This is a genomic window from Bradyrhizobium sp. AUGA SZCCT0177, from assembly GCF_018130125.1.
Taxonomy (GTDB): domain Bacteria; phylum Pseudomonadota; class Alphaproteobacteria; order Rhizobiales; family Xanthobacteraceae; genus Bradyrhizobium.
Map to the genome: position 1 here is coordinate 1 of NZ_JAFCMA010000048.1, position 19,886 is coordinate 19,886.

The window sequence follows — 19,886 nt, forward strand, 5'->3', positions numbered from 1 at the left end:
GCTTCTCCAACAGCTTGACGCCTGCAACGGGCGCCAGGACCACACGGTTTTGCCGTACGCTTATCCACGCCGTCGTCTCAGCGCAAACCAGCGTCCACCGCAACCCGCCCAACGTCCGTGACGACGGCCGACGCCCTTCTGAGTAGGACGGGATGGCTCTCATATAAACTGATTTGCCATTCTGGTAAACAGAAATATTTTTTATCTTGGGGCTTGACACGAATTCCGTAAATCGGAACTGATTTGCCCGTCGGGTCGTTTTGTCGCATCTCTCTCCGTCATTCCGGGGCGATGCGACAGCATCGAACCCGGAATCTCGAGATTCCGGGTTCGCGCTACGCGCGCCCCGGAATGACGAGAAAGAGCCATCACTCCCCGATCAGCGTCAGCCACTCATCCTCGGTCAGCACGGCCACCCCAAGCTCGCGCGCCTTCGTGAGCTTGGAGCCGGCATCCTCGCCGGCAACGACATAGTCCGTCTTTTTCGACACCGAGCCCGCGACCTTGGCGCCGAGACGTTCCGCCACCGCCTTGGCTTCGTCGCGGGTGAATTTGGTCAGCGACCCCGTGAACACCACGGTCTTGTCCGAGACCGGCGAGCTCTTGCGCGGCCGTTCGGCCGCCTTCACCTCGATCTCGCGCAGGAGTTCGCCGAGCGCCTTCACATTGCGCGGTTCGGCAAAGAACTCGACAACGGCTTCGGCCACGATCTCGCCGATACCGCCGATATTGTTGAGGTCCTGATAGGCCTCGGTGGTGTTCTCGTCATCCTTCGTGCCCTTGGCGGCCGCCAGCATCGCCTCGCGAAAATTATCGATCGTGTGGTAATGCCGCGCCAACAACTTGGCATTGCCCTCGCCGACGTGACGGATACCGAGCCCGTAGATCAAACGGTGCAGCTCGATGCTGCGGCGGGCGTCGATCGCGTTGAACAGGTTGCGCACCGAGGTCTCGCCATAGCCCTCGCGTTGCATCAGCTTGCTGGTGGAGCGGGCGTCACGCTTCTGCAGCGTGAAGATGTCGACCGGCGACATCACGAGGCCGTCTTCGTAGAACTCCTGGATCTGCTTGTCGCCGAGGCCGTCGATATCGAACGCCAGCCGCGAGACGAAATGCTTCAGCCGCTCTGTCGCCTGCGCCGGGCAGATCAGGGCGCCGGTGCAGCGCCGCACCGCCTCGTCTTCCTCGCGCACCGCATGGCTGCCGCACACCGGACAAACTTCCGGAAATTTGTACGGCTTTGCGTTCTTCGGCCGCTTGTCCATGACGACGCCGACGACCTGCGGGATCACGTCGCCGGCGCGCTGAACGACCACGGTGTCGCCAATGCGCAGGTCGACGCCGTCGCGGATCGAGTTGCCGTCGTTGCCGATGCCCTTGATGTAATCCTCATTGTGCAGCGTCGCGTTGGAGACGACGACGCCGCCGACCGTGACCGGCTCGAGCCGCGCCACCGGCGTCAGCGCGCCGGTGCGGCCGACCTGGATGTCGATGCCGTTGAGGATCGTGGTGGCCTGCTCGGCCGCGAATTTGTGCGCGATCGCCCAGCGTGGGCTGCGCGACACAAAACCGAGGCGATCCTGCCAGTCGAGCCGGTCGACCTTGTAGACCACGCCGTCGATGTCATATCCGAGCGTGGCGCGCTCCTCGCCGATCTTGCTGTAGAATTTGAGAACGTCATCGACGTTCTTGCAAAGCTCGGTCCGCGGGTTGACGACAAAGCCGGCTTTGTCCATCCACTCCAGCATGCCGTGCTGCGTATCGGCCGGCCGCTCGCTCATCTCACCCCAGGTATAGGCAAAGAATTTCAGCGGCCGCGACGCGGTGATCGAAACATCCTTCTGGCGCAGCGAGCCCGCCGCCGAATTGCGCGGATTAGCAAACACCGTATCGTCAGCTTCCGCCTGCTTCTTGTTCAGCTCGAGAAAATCCTTCTTGAGCATGTAAACTTCGCCGCGCATTTCGCAGGCCGCCGGAATGCTGCGGCCCTTCAACGTGTGCGGAATATCCTTGATGGTGCGGACATTGGCGGTGACGTCCTCGCCGGTAAAGCCGTCGCCGCGGGTAGCTGCGCGGACCAGTTCGCCGTTCTCGTAGCGCAGCGACAGCGACAGGCCGTCGATCTTCGGTTCCGCGACCAGCGCCGGAATATGATCGGCATCGAGCTTGAGGAAGCGCCTGACGCGATCGACGAATTCGGTGACGTCCTCGTCGCTGAAGGCGTTGCCGAGCGACAGCATGGCAACGGCGTGCTGCACTTTTGCGAACCCGCGCGCCGGCGCCGCGCCGACTTTTTGCGTCGGCGAATCTGTGGTGACCAGATCGGGAAACTTTGCCTCGATCGCCTCCAGCCGCTGACGCAATGCGTCATAAGCGGCATCCGAGACGGTCGGCGCGTCTTTCTGGTAGTAGCGCTCGTTATGCGCCTCGATCTCCAGCGCCAGTCGCATCAGTTCGACCTTGGCCTGGGCCTTGGTGAGTTTGGCGACGTCGGTAAGGGTCTTTGTCTTTGCTGTCTTGGCCATGACCGATCAATACGATGAAGATAGTTTGGAGAAAAGATGGGAAGGAACTCAGGCGTTCCCCGGATGCTGTGCAGCGCGTTCAAGATCGCGCGTCGCGCGACTCCGACGGTGCGCTGCTGATCCGGGGTCAACAACAACAGTCTTTTGTCGGTCCCGGCTCTGCGGGAGCAGCGCGACGAGCGCTGCACCGCGTCCGGGACACGAGAAACGTTACGCCGTCGCCGCGCGGAGCAACCGGTCCGCTGCAGCGCGGGCTTCCGCAGTAATCTCCGCCCCTGCCAGCATGCGGGCGATTTCCTCGCGGCGGTGGTCGGCGGCGAGTGCGTTGACGCGGGTGGCGACGCGCTTGCCCTTGTCCATCGCGTCCTTGGAAATCAGGAGATGATGGTTGGCGCGAGCGGCGACCTGCGGCGCGTGCGTCACCGCCATGACCTGGACCTTGCCGGCAAGCCGCGCCAGCCGGGCGCCGATGGCGTCCGCCACCGCGCCGCCGACGCCGGTATCGATTTCGTCGAACACCAGCGTGGGCGCCGAGCCGCGGTCGGACAGCACCACCTTGAGCGCCAGCAAGAAGCGCGACAGCTCGCCGCCGGAGGCGACCTTCATCATCGGCCCCGGCTTGGTGCCGGGATTGGTCTGGACCCAGAACTCGACCCGATCGATACCCTGCGGGCCCGGCGATTGGGCGTCGGTCTCGACCTGCGCCATGAATTTTGCACGTTCCAGTTTCAGCGGCGCCAGTTCGGCGTTGACGGCCTTGTTGAGCTTTTCCGACGCTTTGGTGCGGGCGGCGGAGAGTTTGGTTGCCGCGGCAGCATAGCGCCTGTCGGCTTCATCAGCGGCGGCTTCCAGCTTCTTCAATTGGTCCGCGCCGGCATCGATCAGCGCCACGTCGGAGGCATATTTCGCGGCCAGCGCCGCCAGCCCCTCGACCGGCGTCGAATATTTGCGCGAGGCGGCGCGCAGCGCGAACAGCCGCTCCTCGATCCGCTCCAGCTCGGCCGGATCGAAATCGGCGGCAATCAGCGCGGCGCTCAGATGCTGATCGGCCTCCTCCAGCGCGTTGATCGCGATATCGATCGCCTTCACCGCGGGCTCGACCAGCGCCGGCGAATTGGCGGCACGGCGCTCCAGCCGCCGCACCGCGGCCGCCAGCGCCGGCACCGGCGAATGGTTGCCGCCGACGGCCTCCTGCGCCTCGCGCAGATCGCTGGCGATCTTTTCGCCCTGCATCATCGTGGTGCGGCGTTCGGCGAGCAGGGTCTCCTCGCCCTCCCTGGGCCGCAGCGCTTTCAATTCGTCGGAGGCGTGGCGGAGGTAGTCGGCTTCACGGGCGGCGCGCTCCATGCCGGCGCGGTGGGCGTCGAGCGCGGCGTTGGCGGTGCGCCGGATATCCCACAGCGTTTCCAGCGCAGCCACGTCTTTTTCCAGCCCGGCGAATGCGTCTAGCAGTTGGCGGTGGGTCGAGGCATCGACCAGCGCGCGCTCGTCGTGCTGGCCGTGGATCTCGACCAGCGCAGCTCCGACGGCTTTCAGGGTCTGCACGCTGATCGACTGGTCGTTGATGAAGGCGCGGGTGCGGCCGTCGGCAAGCTGCACGCGGCGCAGGATCAGCTCGCAAGAATCTTGAGAACTCGAGTCGTCGAGGCCGTTTTCGGAAAGGATTTTTGCGGCCGGATGGCCCTTGGGCACGTCGAAGGTGGCGGTGACCTGTCCCTGCTCCACGCCATGGCGGACCAGTCCGGCGTCGCCGCGGCCGCCGAGCGCCAGCGCGAAGGCATCGAGCAGGATCGATTTGCCCGCGCCGGTCTCCCCGGTCAGCACCGCGAGGCCACGGGAAAACTCGATATCGAGCCGTTCGATCAGGACGATGTCACGGATCGACAGACGGGCCAGCATGCGAACTAAATTCCTAGCCGAGACCCATCTTCTTGAAGGCCCTGGAAATATAGGAACCCTGATTCTCGCTCGGCTCGAGACCGCCGGACTTTACTAGATTATAGGCGTCCTTGTACCAGCGGCTGTCAGGAAAATTGTGCCCAAGGACGGCGGCGGCGGTTTGCGCTTCGCCGACGATGCCGATCGCAATATAGCCCTCGGTGAGGCGGAACAGCGCCTCCTCGACATGGCGCGTGGTCTGGTAGCGGGTGACCACGGTCTTGAAGCGGTTGATCGCCGCGGTGTAGTCGCGCTTTTTCATGTAATAGCGGCCGACATCCATTTCCTTGCCGGCAAGCTGGTCACGCCCGCCTTCGAGCTTGGCCTTGGCGCTGGTGGCGTATTCCGAGGTCGGATATTTGCGAATCACCTCTTCGAGCGCGGCGATCGCCTTTTCGGTGCGCCCCTGATCGCGCGAAATATCCGGGATCTGGTCATAATGGGAAGCCGCGATCAGATATTGCGCGTAGGCGGCGTCGGGGCTGCCCGGATGCAGCGTGACGTAACGGGTCGCCGCGCCAATGCAGCCATCATAGTCGCCGGCTGAGTAGAACGAGTACGCCGACATCAGCAGCGATTTGCGCGCATAGTCGGAATAAGGATGCTGCCGGTCGACCTCTTCGAATTTCTTCGTCGCCGCCTTCGCATCCTTGCGCTGGTTCATCAGGTACAAGCCCTCATTGTAGAGCTTGTCCGCGGGCTCCTCGATGAAGGTGTCGTCCTTGGCGGTGAACTTGTCCCACAGCGAACCGGTGCCGCATCCGCTCAAGGGGACGGCCAGCGCGATCAGGCCCGCCGCCAGCCGGAGCGACCGGCCGACCCGATAAAGGCCGGATGATTTGCATGGTTCGAGCGTCATACGCTGTGCCGACATGAAATGTGAGACCTGACGCCTTTTACGCAGTTGTAGCTACGCAGTTGGTAGCGGTGCGGTTGGTGGTTGAGCCCGTCCATCCATGAACCGCGGTCATGAACGCAATATTCCCCAAGCCCAATATTCCCCGGCCCCATATTCCCAAGCGCTCAGTATTTGTGGCGCCCTAGCTTACAACCGCGGGCCTATCTAGCCGAAAAATGGTCCTTAACAAACCGAATACGCAGGCATTTCGCCCGGATTAAGGCGGCAAGACACCATCGTTACTAATTGTGGTTACTACGGAAATTGGAATGGGCGGCCGGAAAGTCGGCTTCAGGACATTTCGAAAACGAAAGTCAGGACATTTCGAAATCGAAAGTCAGGACACGTCCGGGCCATAGGCCGGGGCGACCATACCGCCGACCATTCCGGCGCCGGCTTCGACGCGGGGACGGCGTGCCGGTTCGGCCTCGACCACCCGCCAGGCGCTGCGATCGGCCATCAGGGCCGTCAGCACCGCGTGGTTGAGCTTGTGGCCGCCACGCGACGACCGGTAGGCGCCGAGCAGCGGCAGGCCGGCCAGCGCGAGATCGCCGATCACGTCCAGTACCTTGTGGCGGGCGCATTCGTCGCTGTAGCGCAGGCCTTCGGTGTTGAGCAGACGGGTCTCGTCGAACACCACCGAATTCTCAAAGGACGCGCCGAGCGCGAAACCGGCGCTCCAGAGCCGCGCCACGTCATTCATGCAGCCGAAGGTCCGGGCGCGGGAAATCTCGCGGCGGAAGCTTTCGGGGCTCAGATCGAGCGAATAGCTCTGGCGGCCGATCACCGGATTGGCGAAGTCGATCTCGACCTCGGCGCGGAAACCGTTGGCATAAGGGCGCAGTTCGCCGAAGGAATCACCGAGCGAGACCTGCACCGGCTTCAGCACCTGGATGAAGCGGCGCGCGGCGGATTGCGTCACGATGCCTGCCTGATCGATGGCGGCGACGAAGGCAGCCGCGCTGCCGTCCATGATCGGAACTTCCGGGCCATCGACTTCGATGGTGGCGTTATCGACACCCATGCCCCGCAGCGCAGCAAGCACGTGCTCGGCGGTGGAAACGAGCGGGCCCTGGCGGTCGCCGAGTACGGTCGCAAAGTCGGTGGCAATCACGGAATCAGCGATGGCGGGAACTTCACGGTCGGCATCGTCCAGACCGGTCCGGACAAAAATAAAACCTGCGTCGACAGGCGCAGGTCCGATAGTCAGATTAACGGGTAAACCAGAATGAACGCCGACACCCGTCACGGTGGCTTGCGACCGAAGCGTTGTCTGACGGCTGAACTTCATTCGATAATCGCCCACTACCCGACTTATACCTTCAGACAGAAAAGGTCCGCTTTCGCGTCGAATCTGCTTCCGGTATCCCCAAGTCACGGCAGACCATAGTCACTGCCCTCAAGCGCACAACTCACGCTTTTTTACCGATTGTTACCCTATCTCTGCCGCATTCGCGCCAAGGCTTAACCAAATTCCGGCGCGGTCCGGCCTCGTTCCGGCCGCCGCATCAGATCACGGAACTCATAATTAATCATTTAATATCAGTGACTTGATTACGAAGCTGTGAAGCCTCTCGTGCCCAAGAAAAAGGCCCCGGCTGAAACCGCCGGGGCCTTTTGGGTTGCCTGAATTGTAACAAAACCTCAGTTGGACTGCCGCCGGAGGAAGGCCGGGATATCAAGATGGTCGTCGCCCTGTGGCTGCGCGGCAACAGGTGCGGGGCGGCCATGGACATCCAGACCCTGCGGCGCCGGACGGCGGGCATACTCCGATACCGGCTCGTTGCCCATCTGCTGGGCGACGGAACGCTGCGGTTTGCGCTCGGGGAGCGGCGGCAGCGGCGCCATCGCCGGACCGGAAGCGCGGGCCGCGATCGGCGGCTCGCTCTCTTCGTCGCGGCGACCGAGGCCGACATTGGCCAGGCGCTGCAGCAGCGACAGCCGGGCCTTCTGCGGATGCTCTTCTTCCTGCTCGCCGCGGGCCTGCCGGATCTCGGCCTGGGCCGTCATCGGAAGGTCCTCGAACTTCGGCATCCGCGGGCTGCGGGCGGGCGGACGTTCGGCCGCCTGCGGGATGAAGGTCTCCGGCAACGCTGCCTGCGGTTCCGGCTCGGCGCGGGCTGCCTCGTTGTGATCCGGGAACAGCGTGGGCTTCTGGGCAATCGGGCGAACCGTGACGTCGCCATAGGAACCGGGCTGCAACGGCGCCTGGGCTTGCGGCACTTCCGGAGCGACCGCCGCGGCAATGGCGGCGAGCGCGGCACGCTCGACGCTGCTGGACGCGCGCTGCTGCGGGGCGGCGGCGGGAACCGGGGGTGGCGAGGCCTGCTGCACGGGCGCCTCGAGCTTCTGGGCGCGGTCGGCAAGGCGCTGGTTGTCAGCACGCAGCCGTGCGGTCAGATCGGCCAGACGGGTGTCCGGCGTCGAGGCGGGCGCGTTGGTCACGACAGCGGCAGGCGCTGCCGCGTTGCGCGCGATCAGCGCCTGTTCGATGCCGGTGGCCACGACGGAGACGCGGATCACGCCGTCGAGGTTTTCGTCGAAGGTCGCGCCGACGATGATGTTGGCGTCCTGGTCGACTTCCTCGCGGATGCGGGTTGCGGCTTCGTCGACTTCGAACAGGGTCAGGTCCTTGCCGCCGGTGATCGAGATCAACAGGCCGCGCGCCCCCTTCATCGAGCTATCGTCGATCAGCGGGTTGGCGATCGCGGCTTCGGCCGCGGTCAGCGCGCGCTTCTCGCCGGTGGCTTCGCCGGTGCCCATCATCGCCTTGCCCATCTCACGCATCACGGCGCGGACGTCGGCGAAGTCGAGGTTGATGAGGCCTTCCTTGACCATCAGGTCGGTGATGCAGGCGACGCCCGAGTAGAGCACCTGGTCGGCCATCGCAAAGGCGTCGGCGAAGGTGGTCTTTTCGTTGGCGACCCGGAACAGGTTCTGGTTCGGGATGATCAGGAGCGTGTCGACCACCTTGTGCAGTTCGGCAATGCCTGATTCGGCGGTGCGCATGCGGCGCTGGCCTTCGAAGTGGAACGGCTTTGTCACCACGCCGACGGTGAGGATGCCCATCTCGCGCGCGGTCTTGGCGATCACGGGGGCTGCACCGGTGCCGGTGCCGCCGCCCATGCCGGCGGTGACGAACACCATGTTGGCGCCGGTGAGATGATCGCGGAGCTCGTCGATGACCTCCTGGGCCGCGGCCGCACCGACATCGGGCTGCGATCCGGCACCTAAGCCCTGGGTCACTTGCGTGCCCATCTGCACGATGCGCTGAGCCTTGGACATGGTCAGCGCCTGCGCGTCGGTATTGGCGACGACGAAATCGACGCCCTGCAACCCGGCAGTGATCATGTTGTTGACGGCATTGCCGCCTGCTCCACCGACGCCGAAGACGGTGATCCGCGGTTTCAGCTCGCTGATGTCAGGGGGTGTCAGATTGAGTGCCATGGTTGCCTCTCGATTAATACGCGCGCGTTGGTTCGCCCCGGCCGACGGCCGCGGGAGTGGGTGCAGGAGTTGGTGCAGGAGTTTGTGAATGTCGTTTGGTATGAAAACCGGTCATCAGAAGCCCTCTCGCAGCCATCGTCCGACCCTTCCGAAATAGCCGTCAGTCCCTGTCCTGAGCTGCCGCGTATGCCGCGGTTCGACGTGTTCAAGGTGTGCGTATTGCGGATAGACCAGAAGGCCCGCAGGCACCGCGAACGAAGCGCTCTTGGCCTCATTGGGCAGCCGGCCGAAGCCGAGCGGACGGCCGATCCGGACCGGCCGGTTGAGAATGCGGGTGGCAAGCTCGACGGTGCCGGTGAGCTGGGACGCGCCGCCGCTCAGGACAACCCGCGCCCGCGGCTCTGCCGCAAAGGGGGAATCCGCGAGCCGGTCCCGGACCATTTCAAAGATCTCCTCGGCGCGATGCCGGACGATGTTCGCGATCGTGGCGCGCGAGACGATCTGCGGCGCATCGCGCGCGTCATCGCCTGCGGTGGGTACGGACATCAACTCGCGCGCGTCTGACCCGCCGGTCAGCACGGTGCCGTATAAGGTCTTGATTCGCTCGGCATCCGCAATGCATGCGCCGACGCCGCGTGCAAGATCCATCGTCATGTGTTGCCCGCCGACCGCAAACCCCGAGGCGTGCACGAAGCGTCCGGCCGAATAGGTCGCGATCGTGGTCGATCCCGCGCCCATCTCGACCACGGCGGCGCCGATGTCGGCTTCGTCGTCGGTGAGGACCGAAAGGCCGGCCACATAAGGACTTGCGGCCATGGCCTCGACGTTGAGGTGGCAGCGCTCGACCACCAGCATCAGGTTCTTGGCCACCGTCGCATCCGCCGTCACGACGTTCATGTCGACGCCGAACTGCCGCGCCACCATGCCGCGGGGATCGCGGATGCCCTTGACGCCATCCAGCGTGTAGCCGACCGGCAGCGCATGCAGCACAGTGCGGCCTTCGCCGGTGGCGTGGCGCATGCCGGTGGACGTCACGCGGGTGACATCTTCCGAGGTGACCGAGCCGCCTCTGATATCGGCGGCGGCTTCGACCAGCTGGCCCTGCAGCCGGCCGCCGGAGACCGACAGCAAGACGGATTCGACGCGGACCTTGGCCATGCGTTCGGCCAGCGCCACCGCCTGGCGCACGGCCTGTTCGCATTCGGCAAGATCGACCACGGCGCCGGCCTTGACGCCGCGCGACTGGATCTGGCTGTAACCGATCAGCTCGACCGCGTGGCTGCGGCCGCGCAGTGCCTCGTTCGGCGGCGACGGCTTCAGCCGCGCGATCATGCAGGCGATCTTGCTGGTGCCGATGTCGAGCGAGGCCACCAGCGCGGTGCGCTTCTGCGCCATCGGCCGCGTCTTCGGGGTCTGGTTGCGATCGAGGCCGGTCATGCTGCGTCACCGGCTTTTTTCTTGGTCTTCTTGTCCTTGAACAGTTCCTCGCGGGCCTTCGCCGCGTCTTCGGACAACAGCACCGTCAGCCGGTCCGGCAGGCGCATGTCGACCACGACGATGTCGCGGGAGAACAGCCTGTCCTCCTTGTCGAGCTTGCTCAGCAGCGCCAGCGCATTGCCGACATCGTGTTCCGGCAGGCGGATATCGAGACCGTCCTTGAGGCGCAGGTTCCAGCGCCGTTCGCCGACATAGATCGCAGCCTTGGTCACGCTGCGGACCTGCGGATAGCGATCCAGCAGCGCCAGGAAGTCCCGCGCCTTGTCGGCGGCGCCCTTGCCCACCACCAGCGGCAACGAGATGAAGCGCCGCGACATATAGGGTTCGAGCACCGCGCCATCCTCGGCGATGACGGACAGCCGGCCGTCCTGCTGCCACAGCGCGAACGCGGTACGCTCGACGATGTCGATCTGCAACCGGCCGGGATAAAGCTTCAGGATCGCGGCGTCCGATATCCAGGGATTGGTCTTGAGCTTGTCGCGCACGGTGGCGGCATCGAGGAACAGCAGCGATGAGCGGCCGTTGACGCCGCCGATCGCGAGCACTTCATCCTGGCTCAACTGCTTGCGGCCGTTGATGGCCACCTCGGTGATGCGGAAACCGGCCGAATTCGCCAGCGCGTTGCGGGTATCGCTGAGCGCACCGACGAACTCGTCGACATGGCCGCCCTTGACGACACCGAGCAAGGCGCTGCCGAGCAGCATCAGCACGGTCAGGGCGACGCCGGCACGATTGGGGAGGTAACGTTCGAGCCACAGGATCAGGCGATGCGGCGGCTCGCGGTCGATTACCCGCTTCGCCCGCACGCGGGCGCGCAGGCCCAGCCGCTCGCGCAACAGCACGACCGCTCCGATAGCGGCGGCTTTCAGGTCAGCTTGGGGCCCCAGCGATCGCAGCGATCGAGCGAGGCGTCCTGCACCATCCATTGCACGAGCTCGTCAAAAAGTTGTTCCCGCAAAAAGGCTTGCGGGCTCTGGCGCACGTGATGTCTCGGTGATGCCGGGTTGGGCTCAAGACCTCGGTTGTGAGGAGGCCATTTTTCCCTCGATGCGATCGTCGAAGCGGAAATCCGCAACAGCTTACGCCCCGGCAGCCAAGCGCCACATGCGCCGCCAGCGTTAACCTTCGGACTTCCTGGTAAACAAAGGGTAAATCTGACCGGTCAGCGGCGTGTTTTGAGCAGCCTTGTGAGTAGTTTGCCGGGCATTGGTTAGGATTTTAGTAATATTTCATCTGGGCCGGGTGGGTTCCCTCACCTGACGCATTAACTCGGCGAATCACCCCCGCCTGTCGACACGCTTTTCGGCCAGTACGATCTGGTCGCGCAGGAAATCGGAAAAATCGATTCCCTGGGCCTTCAGCGCCTTCGGATAGAGCGAGGCGGCGGTCAGCCCCGGCAAGGTGTTGGTCTCGAGATAGACCAGCCCCTTGGCCGAGACGATGAAATCGCTCCGCGAATAGCCGCTGCATGACAGTGCCCGGTGCGCCCGGTGCGCCTGATCCATCAGGGCAGCGGTGATCTCGGGCGAAAACCGGCCAGGGCAGATCTCCTGGGTCGATTTGAGCAGGTATTTTGCCGTGTAGTCGAACGCGCCCTCGCCCGGGATGATTTCGACCGGCGGCAGCGCCATGATGGTGCCGTCGGATCGCTCCAACACGCCACAGGTGGCTTCGGTGCCGGAAACGAATGCCTCGATCAGATAGTCCTCTGTCTTGGCGGCGTTGCGGACCGCGACGAGGTCCTGCTTGGCGTTGACGAAGATCAGGCCGTAGCTCGATCCGTCCCGCGCCGGTTTCGCAATCAGCTTGCCGTATTCGGCGAACGCGGCATCGATATCATCAAGCGCGATGCCTACCGGCGTCTCCACGCCCGCAATCGCCGCAAAGCGCTTGGCCGCGGTCTTGTCGAAGGCCAGATTTGAGGACGCCGAGCCGGACCCGGTGAAGGGAATGCCGCGCAGCTCGCACATCGCCTGCAGTTCGCCGTTCTCCGCCCGGCCGCCGTGCAGGCCGAGCACCAGCACGCGATCTTCGGCTTTCGCTTTATCGAGCGCCGCTTCAAATGCGATGCCGCGATTGCCGGGGTCGAACTCGTCCTCGAACGGACGCTGGTGATTGAGCAGGGTTTCCGACTTCACGTCGTGCACGGTGTCGGCGACGTGCCAGAACCACAGATCCGCCTCCGGCAAGGCACGATGCAGCGCCTGCGCGCTCGCCACTGAAACCAGCCGCTCCTTGTTGGTGCCGCCGAAGAGAATGGTAATCCGCATCAGCCTTGCTTTCTCGCTGCTTCGTCATTCCGGGATGCTCCGAAGGAGCAGACCCGAAATCTCTCTTGCCTATATCATTTCGAGATTCCGGGTTCGCGCTTCGCGCGCCCCGGAATGACGACTATGTTGGAATTCCGATCCGCTTGATTTCCCAGTGTAACTCGATTCCGGAGTTTTCCTTAACCCGCGCACGCACCGTTTCACCCAGCGTTTCAATGTCATGCCCGGTCGCGTTGCCAGTATTGATCAGGAAGTTGCAGTGCATTTCCGACACCTGGGCGCCGCCGACGCGCAGGCCGCGGCAGCCGGCGGCGTCGATCAGCTTCCAGGCGCTGTTGCCGGGCGGGTTCTTGAAGGTCGACCCGCCGGTCTTTTCGCGGATAGGCTGCGCGGTCTCGCGATGGTTCTGCACTTCCTCCATCCGCGCCCGGATGGTTTCGGGCGCCGCAATGGCGCCGCGGAAACGCGCGGAGGTGAAGATGATGGAAGGATCAACGCCGCTGTTGCGATAGACGAACTTCATGTCGGCATTGCTGAAGACATGTTTCGTGCCGTCGCGGCCGACGCCGGTGGCCTCGATCAGGACGTCCTTGGTCTCGCTGCCATTGGCGCCGGCATTCATGCGCAGCGCGCCGCCGATCGTGCCGGGAATGCCGAACAAGAATTCCATGCCGCCGATAGTGGCGGATGCCGCGGTTTCCGCCACCCGCTTGTCGAGCGCGGCCGTGCCTGCGATCACGACGTCGCCATCGGCCCGGGTCTCGCCGAACGCACGCGGCGACAAGCGGATCACGACGCCGGGAATGCCGCCATCGCGCACGATCAGATTGGAGCCGACGCCGACGACATAGACCGGCAATTCGTTCGGCAGTTTTTTCAGGAAGTACGCGAGATCATCTTCATCCGACGGCGTGAACAGCACCTGCGCCGGACCGCCGACGCGAAACCAGGTCAGCTCCGCCAGCGACTGGTTCGCCAGCAGCCGCCCGCGCAGGTCGGGCATCGCGGTTTTGAGATCGGGGGTGATGTCGGGGAAGGTCACGAAAGCTCTCTCAACTCGTCATGGCCGGGCATAGCCGATCGAAGAACGGCGTCGCTTCCGCTCGCCTGTGCCCGGCCATCCACGTCTTGCAGACTACCCGCATGGCAGGCGGCTATGTTTACATTCTGACCAATCGTCCGAATGGTATCCTCTATGTCGGCGTGACAAGCGATCTTGTCCGCCGAATATTCGAGCATCGCTCGGGATTCGTCGACGATTTTACCAAGCGATACGGCTTGAAGCGGCTGGTCTATTTCGAGCAATTTGACGACATCCGAGATGCCATCCAGCGCGAACACAACATCAAGCATTGGTCGCGTGCCTGGAAAGTTCGGACGATCGTCGCGGCAAATCCAGATTGGGACGACCTCTATCCGACGATCACGCAGTAAAGACGTGGATGGCCGGGACAAGCCCGGCCATGACGGCTCTAAAGTCATCTGGCCCATCACCCCAGCGCCTTCAATTCGCCGGGCAGCGCGTAGGCCCATTGCGTGATGTTGCCGGCGCCGAGGCAGACCACGTAATCGCCATTGTCCGCGATGCCGCTGATCACCTTGGCCAGTTCGGAAGAATTTTGCAGCGGAATCACCTCGCGATGGCCGTGCGCGCGCAGGCCGAGCACGAAATGGTCGCGATCGATTCCCTCGATCGGCGCCTCGCCGGCCGGATAGACTTCGGCGACGACGACCGCATCGGCGTCGTTGAAGCAGGTACAAAACTCCTCGAACAGCGATTGCAGCCGGGTGAAGCGATGCGGCTGCACCACGGCGACGATCTTGCCGTTGGTGGATTCGCGCGCCGCCTTCAGCACCGCTGCGATCTCGACCGGGTGATGGCCGTAATCGTCGATGATGGTGACGCCGTTCCATTCGCCGGTCTTGGTAAAGCGCCGCTTGACGCCGCCAAAACCCGCCATCGCCTTGCGGATCACCTCGTCGGAAATGCCGAGTTCATGCGCCACCGCGATCGCCGCCGTCGCATTCGATGCGTTGTGGCGTCCCGGCATCGGCAGCATGATGTCGGGTATCTCGTGCGTCGCGCCGGTCTTGCGGTTGCGGAACACGACCTTGAATTTCGAGCCGCCGCCCATCGGCGTAAGGTCAAACAGCCGCACATCGGCCTGCGGGTTCTCGCCATAGGTGATGATGCGGCGATCCTCGATCTTGCCGACGAGGGTCTGCACCACAGGATGATCGGTGCACATCACGGCAAAGCCGTAGAACGGCACGTTCTCGACGAAATTGCGGAATGCATCCTGGATCGCCTCGAAAGTGTTGAAGTGATCGAGATGCTCGGGATCGATGTTGGTGACGATCACGACATCGGACGGCAGCTTCAGGAACGTGCCGTCGCTCTCGTCGGCCTCCACCACCATCCAGTCGCCCGCGCCCAATCGCGCGTTGGAGCCATAGGCATTGATGATGCCGCCATTGATCACGGTCGGATCGAGGTCGCCGGCGTCGAGCAGCGTTGCGACCATCGTCGTCGTCGTGGTCTTGCCATGGGTGCCGGCGATCGCGACGCAGCTTTTCAGCCGCATCAGTTCGGCCAGCATTTCGGCGCGGCGCACCACGGGAATGCGCTGGGCGCGCGCCGCCATCAATTCGGGATTGTCGCGCTTGATCGCGGTCGAGACCACCACCACGTCGGCGCCGTCGACATTCTCGGCCTTGTGGCCGACCGAGACTGATATGCCCTTGTCGCGCAGCCGCGTGACGTTGCCGCTTTCAGAGGCGTCCGAACCCTGCACGGTATAGCCGAGATTGCACAAAACCTCGGCGATGCCGCTCATGCCAATGCCGCCGATTCCGACGAAGTGGATGGGTCCGATCTCGCGCGGCAGTCTCATGCGTCAATCCTTGGCTGTCATCGCCCGCCAACGGGTCGGCCGAATGGCCGCCCGATGACAGGCTCCAGCGGGCGATCCAGTACTCCGCGCCGCCAGTGTGTCCAATCAGCGGCGCGATGTACTGGATGCCCCGCTTTCGCGGGGCATGACAAGAGCTTTTTCCGCCTAGATTCCGGCAACTTTCTGCACCAGATCGGCCAGCCGCTCGGCAGCGTCCAGCCTGCCCACAGTGCGGGAGGCGGCGGCCATCTCGGTAAGCTTCGCCGGCTCGGCGGCGAATGCGGAAATTTCGGAAGCCAGGCGGTCCGGCGTGAACTCCGCCTGCGCGATGCGCAGCGCGCCGCCGACCTTGGCCAGCACGCCGGCATTGGCGAACTGGTCCTGATCGATCGCGCCGGGCAGCGGCACCAGGATCGAGGGCCGGCCGATCGCGGCGAGCTCGGCCACCGTGCCGGCGCCGGAGCGCGAGACCACCAGATGGCTGGAGGCCAGCCGCGCCGGCAAATCCGTGAAGAACGGCGCCAGCTCGGCGTTGATCTTGAGCCGGTCATAGATCGCGCGCACCCGCGCCATGTCTTCTTCCCGCACCTGTTGCGTCAGGATCAGCCGGCTCCACAGCACCGGCTCCAGCCGTTCGATCGCCGGTGGCACGATGTCGCTCATCACGCGCGCGCCCTGGCTGCCGCCGACCACCAGCAGGCGAAGCGGTCCGTTCGCCTCCGGCGAAGCAAAGGGTATAGCGGCGGCGGCCAGGATCGCCGGACGCATCGGCGTGCCCACCGTCGTTGCCTTGCTTGCCAGCGCCGGATCGCGGTCGAGCACGCCCGGCAGCGAGGTCGCGATCGCGTTGACGCGGCTTGAGAGAAACCGGTTGGCGCGGCCGAGCACCGCGTTGGCGTCGTGAATGAGGCTGGGCACGCCGAGCCATCTGGCCGCCATCAGCGGCGGCAGCGTCGGATAGCCGCCGAAGCCGATCACGGCTGATGGCTTCAGCCGCCGCACCAGGTTCAGCGCTATGAGGCCGCCGTAGCCGAGCATGACAGCGGTGCGCGCCAGCGAGATCGGATTGCGGCCACGCACAGTCTCACTCGGCACCACGTCGATATTGTCATTGGCCCTGGAGAACAAGCCGCTGTAGCGCAGCGCGCGGGCGTCGGTCGCGAGCCGCACGCGAAAACCGCGTTTGATCAGCTCGACGCCGAGCGCTTCGGCCGGAAACAAATGGCCGCCGGTGCCGCCGGCCGCGAGTAAAATCAGGCGTGCGTTTTTTTCCATGGGAGGTCTTTTATAGACAACAAGCCGTCATTGCGAGCGGCGACGAATGCGGTTCTCTTGCCCCGGGCGCAGCGCAGCGCGCCGCCTTTCGCGGCGTGGTGCGCTGCTGAACCGGGGCCCATTGGCGCGACATCCTGGGGGATCTGCGCTTCGCTTGTCCGGGACACGAGCGCCTAGGCGTAACTCCGCACCGAGTTGGCATTGTTCTGCGACTCGATCTCGGTGCGCGGCCGCTGCCGCGTCAGCGCCAGCATCATGCCGACGCCGTAAGCCAGCGAGAGGAACGAGGAGCCGCCATAGGAGATGAACGGCAGGGTCATGCCCTTGGCGGGGATCAGCTGCAAATTGACCGCCATGTTGATGGCGGCCTGCACGCCGAACAGGATGGCGAGGCCGGAAGCGGCAAACCGGGAGAACATGTCCTCGCTGGCATAGGCGCGCAGCAATGTGCGGATCACGACAAAGGCGAACAATGCCACCAGCGCCAGGCACAGAATGATGCCGAACTCTTCCGCCGCCACCGCGAACACGAAGTCGGTGTGGCTGTCCGGCAGGCTGCGCTTGGCGATGCCTTCGCCGGGCCCGAGCCCGAACCAGCCGCCGTTCCAGAATGCATCCATCGCCATGTCGAGCTGGAACGTATCGCCCGAGCCGGGATTCATGAAGCGTTTGATGCGGTGCGCGACGTGCGGCACCAACAGATACGCGCCGAACAATCCGGCTGCGGCGGCGCCGGCAAGACCGGCCACCCAGATCATCCGCATGCCCGCGATGAAGAACAGCGCGCCCCACACCATCAGGATCAGCATGGTCTGGCCGAAATCCGGCTCCATCACCAAGAGCGACACCAGCATCAACAACAGCACCATCGCCATCGAGGTCGCCGGCATCTCCGGACGCTTGGTCGATTCCGCAAACAGCCACGCAGCGATCACGACGAAAGCGGGCTTGGCGGATTCCGAGGCCTGGATGTTGACGCCGAGCAGCGTGATCCAGCGCCGCGAACCCTTGACCTCGGCGCCGAACACCAGCGTCGCCACGATCAGCACGATCGAGACCGCAAATACCAAGAGCGCCCCGCGGCGGATGTGTTTCGGGGACATGAAGGATACCCCGATCAGCACGATGAAGGACGGCAGCAGGAACATCACGTGCCGGTTGAAGAAGTGGAAGGGATCGAGCCCGATCCTTGTCGCCACCGGCGGGCTCGCCGCCAGCGACAGGATGACGCCGCCCACGACCAGCGCGATAATCGCCGCGAGCAGCAGTCTATCCACGGTCCACCACCATTCCGAGAACGGGGTGCGTTGGTCACGGGCGAGCATGGGCGTCCCCAAATGGCAGAGGTAACGTCCATTGGTGGCGGAGGATGGTTTCCAAGGGGTTAATAGGGTCCGTCAAATTTTCGGTTTCAAGATTTGCGCCCGCGGCTATAGGGTGGGCCCCAAAATCAAAGGGGAAACCATGCAGTCGCTCACCTGTCTCGTCGCAGCATCGCTGCTCGTCGCATCGCTTCAGGGCGCATCCGCCAAGGACGAGAACTGGGTGGTTTCCTGGACGGGTTCGGTCCAGGGCCCCTATCCCGTCGGTAACCCCTCCGCCCAGCCCGACCAGAAATTCGCCTTCCCCGATCCTGCGGCGGGCGCGCGGGACCAGACCTTTCGCCTGATCGTGCGGCCCGATTTGTGGGGCCGCCAGGCGCGCCTCCGTTTCAGCAACGCCTTCGGCACCAAGCCCGTGACGTTCGACGGCGTTTGTGCCGGCCTGCAATTGGGCAGTGCGGCGCTGCTCCGCGGCTCCAATCGCCTGGTGACGTTTGGCGGCAAGATGTCCATCACCGTCCCACCCGGCACCTCGGTCTGGAGCGACGCGGTCACGCTGCCGTTCGCAGGGCAGCCCGACAACCTCGCCGGCCGCAAGCTCGCGGTGAGCTTTCACATCGCCGGTGAGAGCGGTCCGATGACCTGGCACGCCAAAGCGCTGACGACCTCTTACGTCACCGCACCCGGCGCAGGATCCAAAGGCACCTTGGAGGACGAGGCGGCCTTCCCCTACACGACCGCATCCTGGTTTTTCCTCGATGCGATCGAGATGACCGCGCCCACGGATGCTTTCGCCATCATGGCGTTCGGCGATTCCATTACCGACGGCACCGCGTCCACCATGAACGGCGACGACCGCTGGCCCAACGTGCTCTCGCGCCGCCTCAAGGCAATCCATGGCAACAAGGTCGCGGTGGTGAATGGCGGCATCGGCGGTAACCAGATCGCCGGACCGGCCGAGTACGGCGCAAGCAAACCATTCGCCGGCGGCCCCGCCTCGGGCCAGCGGCTCGACCGCGACGTGCTGACGCTCTCCGGCATCTCCAGCCTGATCTGGCTGGAAGGCATCAACGACTTCGGCAAGAACGGCAACGCCGAAAGCGACAAGGTGATCGCCGCCATGAAGGAAGGCGTCGCCCGGCTGCGCGCGAAATGGCCGAATGTCCGCGTGATCGGCGCCACCGTGACCACGGCATTGGGAAGTTCCAGCGCGGCGCATGGTTTCGCCGAACAGGACACCAAGCGAAAGGCGCTGAACGACTTCATCCGTACATCAGGCACATTCGACGGCGTGATCGATTTCGACAAGGCGACGCTCGATCCGCAATCGGGTGGCCTCAAGCCGGAGTTCGTGCCCGACAGCACGACGGGAGGCGCCGGCGACAAGCTGCATCCCAATCGCACGGGTTATCTGGCGATGGGGCAGGCGATCGACCTGGATTTGTTCAAACCGGTGCGCGCCAACCGGAGTGCGAAGTCGAAGCAGTGATGATGGATTTCGCTGCGGCTACCCATCCTACATTCACCGCGCAGCGCACGCCTTGAATACACACCATGTCGGAAAATCGCCCGAAAATTCGAAGAAATCTTCGAAATACTGGAGACCCAGATCGGATAAGCGACGGACAAATGAATCACTTGCCTCTTGTCCAAAGTGAGGGCCGAACGAAGCAATTTTATCGTTCGTGTCAAATGGCGTTGAGGCTTCGAGCGCCGTCAACAACTGCGCCAAAGTTACGCCCCGCTCGCCTAGCGAAGCGAGGCGTACAATGATGCCAAACTCATTGGTAACACCAATGCACTCCATTCTTTCCGTCCTC

Annotated in this window: 15 protein-coding genes and 1 pseudogene; 2 read left to right on the forward strand and 14 right to left on the reverse strand. The window is 64.0% G+C overall.

The genetic code is table 11. From position 1 onward, the window contains the following. Nucleotides 1-368: 368 nt before the first annotated feature. The 10 genes and pseudogenes from ligA to murB all read right to left on the reverse strand — a co-directional run bounded on the left by ligA (nt 369) and on the right by murB (nt 13,617). Nucleotides 369-2,525, reverse strand: a complete 2,157-nt coding sequence (ligA, locus tag JQ597_RS34620; RefSeq protein ID WP_212269889.1) for an NAD-dependent DNA ligase LigA — start codon at nt 2,523-2,525, stop codon at nt 369-371. 210 nt (nt 2,526-2,735) lie between these two features. Then, nucleotides 2,736-4,424: a DNA repair protein RecN gene (recN, locus tag JQ597_RS34625; protein ID WP_212269890.1), complete on the reverse strand. Its 1,689-nt coding sequence runs from the start codon at nt 4,422-4,424 to the stop codon at nt 2,736-2,738. 13 nt (nt 4,425-4,437) lie between these two features. Then, nucleotides 4,438-5,337, reverse strand: a complete 900-nt coding sequence (locus JQ597_RS34630) for an outer membrane protein assembly factor BamD (RefSeq protein ID WP_212269891.1) — start codon at nt 5,335-5,337, stop codon at nt 4,438-4,440. A gap of 361 nt (nt 5,338-5,698) precedes the next feature. Further along, nucleotides 5,699-6,652, reverse strand: a complete 954-nt coding sequence (gene lpxC, locus JQ597_RS34635) for a UDP-3-O-acyl-N-acetylglucosamine deacetylase (RefSeq protein WP_212269892.1) — start codon at nt 6,650-6,652, stop codon at nt 5,699-5,701. A 353-nt stretch (nt 6,653-7,005) separates the two neighbouring features. Then, nucleotides 7,006-8,808 (reverse strand): cell division protein FtsZ, encoded by a 1,803-nt coding sequence (gene ftsZ / locus JQ597_RS34640; RefSeq protein WP_212269893.1) that lies wholly within the window; start codon nt 8,806-8,808, stop codon nt 7,006-7,008. 114 nt (nt 8,809-8,922) lie between these two features. Then, entirely contained in the window at nt 8,923-10,245 is a 1,323-nt protein-coding gene (ftsA, locus tag JQ597_RS34645; RefSeq protein ID WP_212269894.1) for a cell division protein FtsA, read from the reverse strand. Beyond that, the gene (locus JQ597_RS34650; protein ID WP_212269895.1) at nt 10,242-11,231 is read right to left on the reverse strand and encodes a cell division protein FtsQ/DivIB; all 990 of its coding nucleotides are present in this window, start codon (nt 11,229-11,231) and stop codon (nt 10,242-10,244) included. Before JQ597_RS34650 ends, ftsA begins: the two co-directional genes overlap by 4 nt. After that, nucleotides 11,171-11,505 (reverse strand): annotated as a pseudogene (locus tag JQ597_RS37940) (D-alanine--D-alanine ligase); the annotation flags it as partial. The pseudogene JQ597_RS37940 and the gene JQ597_RS34650, both read right to left, overlap by 61 nt. A gap of 77 nt (nt 11,506-11,582) precedes the next feature. After that, nucleotides 11,583-12,575: a D-alanine--D-alanine ligase family protein gene (locus JQ597_RS34655; RefSeq protein ID WP_212269896.1), complete on the reverse strand. Its 993-nt coding sequence runs from the start codon at nt 12,573-12,575 to the stop codon at nt 11,583-11,585. A 121-nt stretch (nt 12,576-12,696) separates the two neighbouring features. Beyond that, the gene (gene murB / locus JQ597_RS34660) at nt 12,697-13,617 is read right to left on the reverse strand and encodes a UDP-N-acetylmuramate dehydrogenase (protein WP_212269897.1); all 921 of its coding nucleotides are present in this window, start codon (nt 13,615-13,617) and stop codon (nt 12,697-12,699) included. A 101-nt stretch (nt 13,618-13,718) separates the two neighbouring features. Between murB and JQ597_RS34665 the strand changes: the two genes are divergently transcribed. Continuing rightward, on the forward strand, nt 13,719-14,009 hold the full coding sequence (locus tag JQ597_RS34665; protein ID WP_212269898.1) for a GIY-YIG nuclease family protein: 291 nt from the start codon (nt 13,719-13,721) through the stop codon (nt 14,007-14,009). 56 nt (nt 14,010-14,065) lie between these two features. On the opposite strand, the gene murC is transcribed toward JQ597_RS34665, so the two are convergent. The 3 genes from murC to ftsW form a co-directional block, all read right to left on the reverse strand. After that, on the reverse strand, nt 14,066-15,469 hold the full coding sequence (gene murC, locus JQ597_RS34670) for a UDP-N-acetylmuramate--L-alanine ligase (RefSeq protein ID WP_212269899.1): 1,404 nt from the start codon (nt 15,467-15,469) through the stop codon (nt 14,066-14,068). Nucleotides 15,470-15,634: 165 nt separating this feature from the next. After that, nucleotides 15,635-16,744: an undecaprenyldiphospho-muramoylpentapeptide beta-N-acetylglucosaminyltransferase gene (gene murG / locus JQ597_RS34675; protein ID WP_212269900.1), complete on the reverse strand. Its 1,110-nt coding sequence runs from the start codon at nt 16,742-16,744 to the stop codon at nt 15,635-15,637. Nucleotides 16,745-16,917: 173 nt separating this feature from the next. Next, complete coding sequence (gene ftsW, locus JQ597_RS34680; RefSeq protein ID WP_212269901.1) at nt 16,918-18,069, reverse strand: putative lipid II flippase FtsW; 1,152 nt, start codon at nt 18,067-18,069, stop codon at nt 16,918-16,920. Between the two features lie 139 nt (nt 18,070-18,208). Here ftsW and JQ597_RS34685 point away from each other — a divergent pair, with 139 nt between their 5' ends. Next, entirely contained in the window at nt 18,209-19,555 is a 1,347-nt protein-coding gene (locus JQ597_RS34685; protein WP_212269902.1) for a GDSL-type esterase/lipase family protein, read from the forward strand. Between the two features lie 33 nt (nt 19,556-19,588). On the opposite strand, the gene JQ597_RS34690 is transcribed toward JQ597_RS34685, so the two are convergent. Continuing rightward, nucleotides 19,589-19,873 (reverse strand): hypothetical protein, encoded by a 285-nt coding sequence (locus JQ597_RS34690; RefSeq protein ID WP_212269903.1) that lies wholly within the window; start codon nt 19,871-19,873, stop codon nt 19,589-19,591. Nucleotides 19,874-19,886 lie beyond the last annotated feature (13 nt).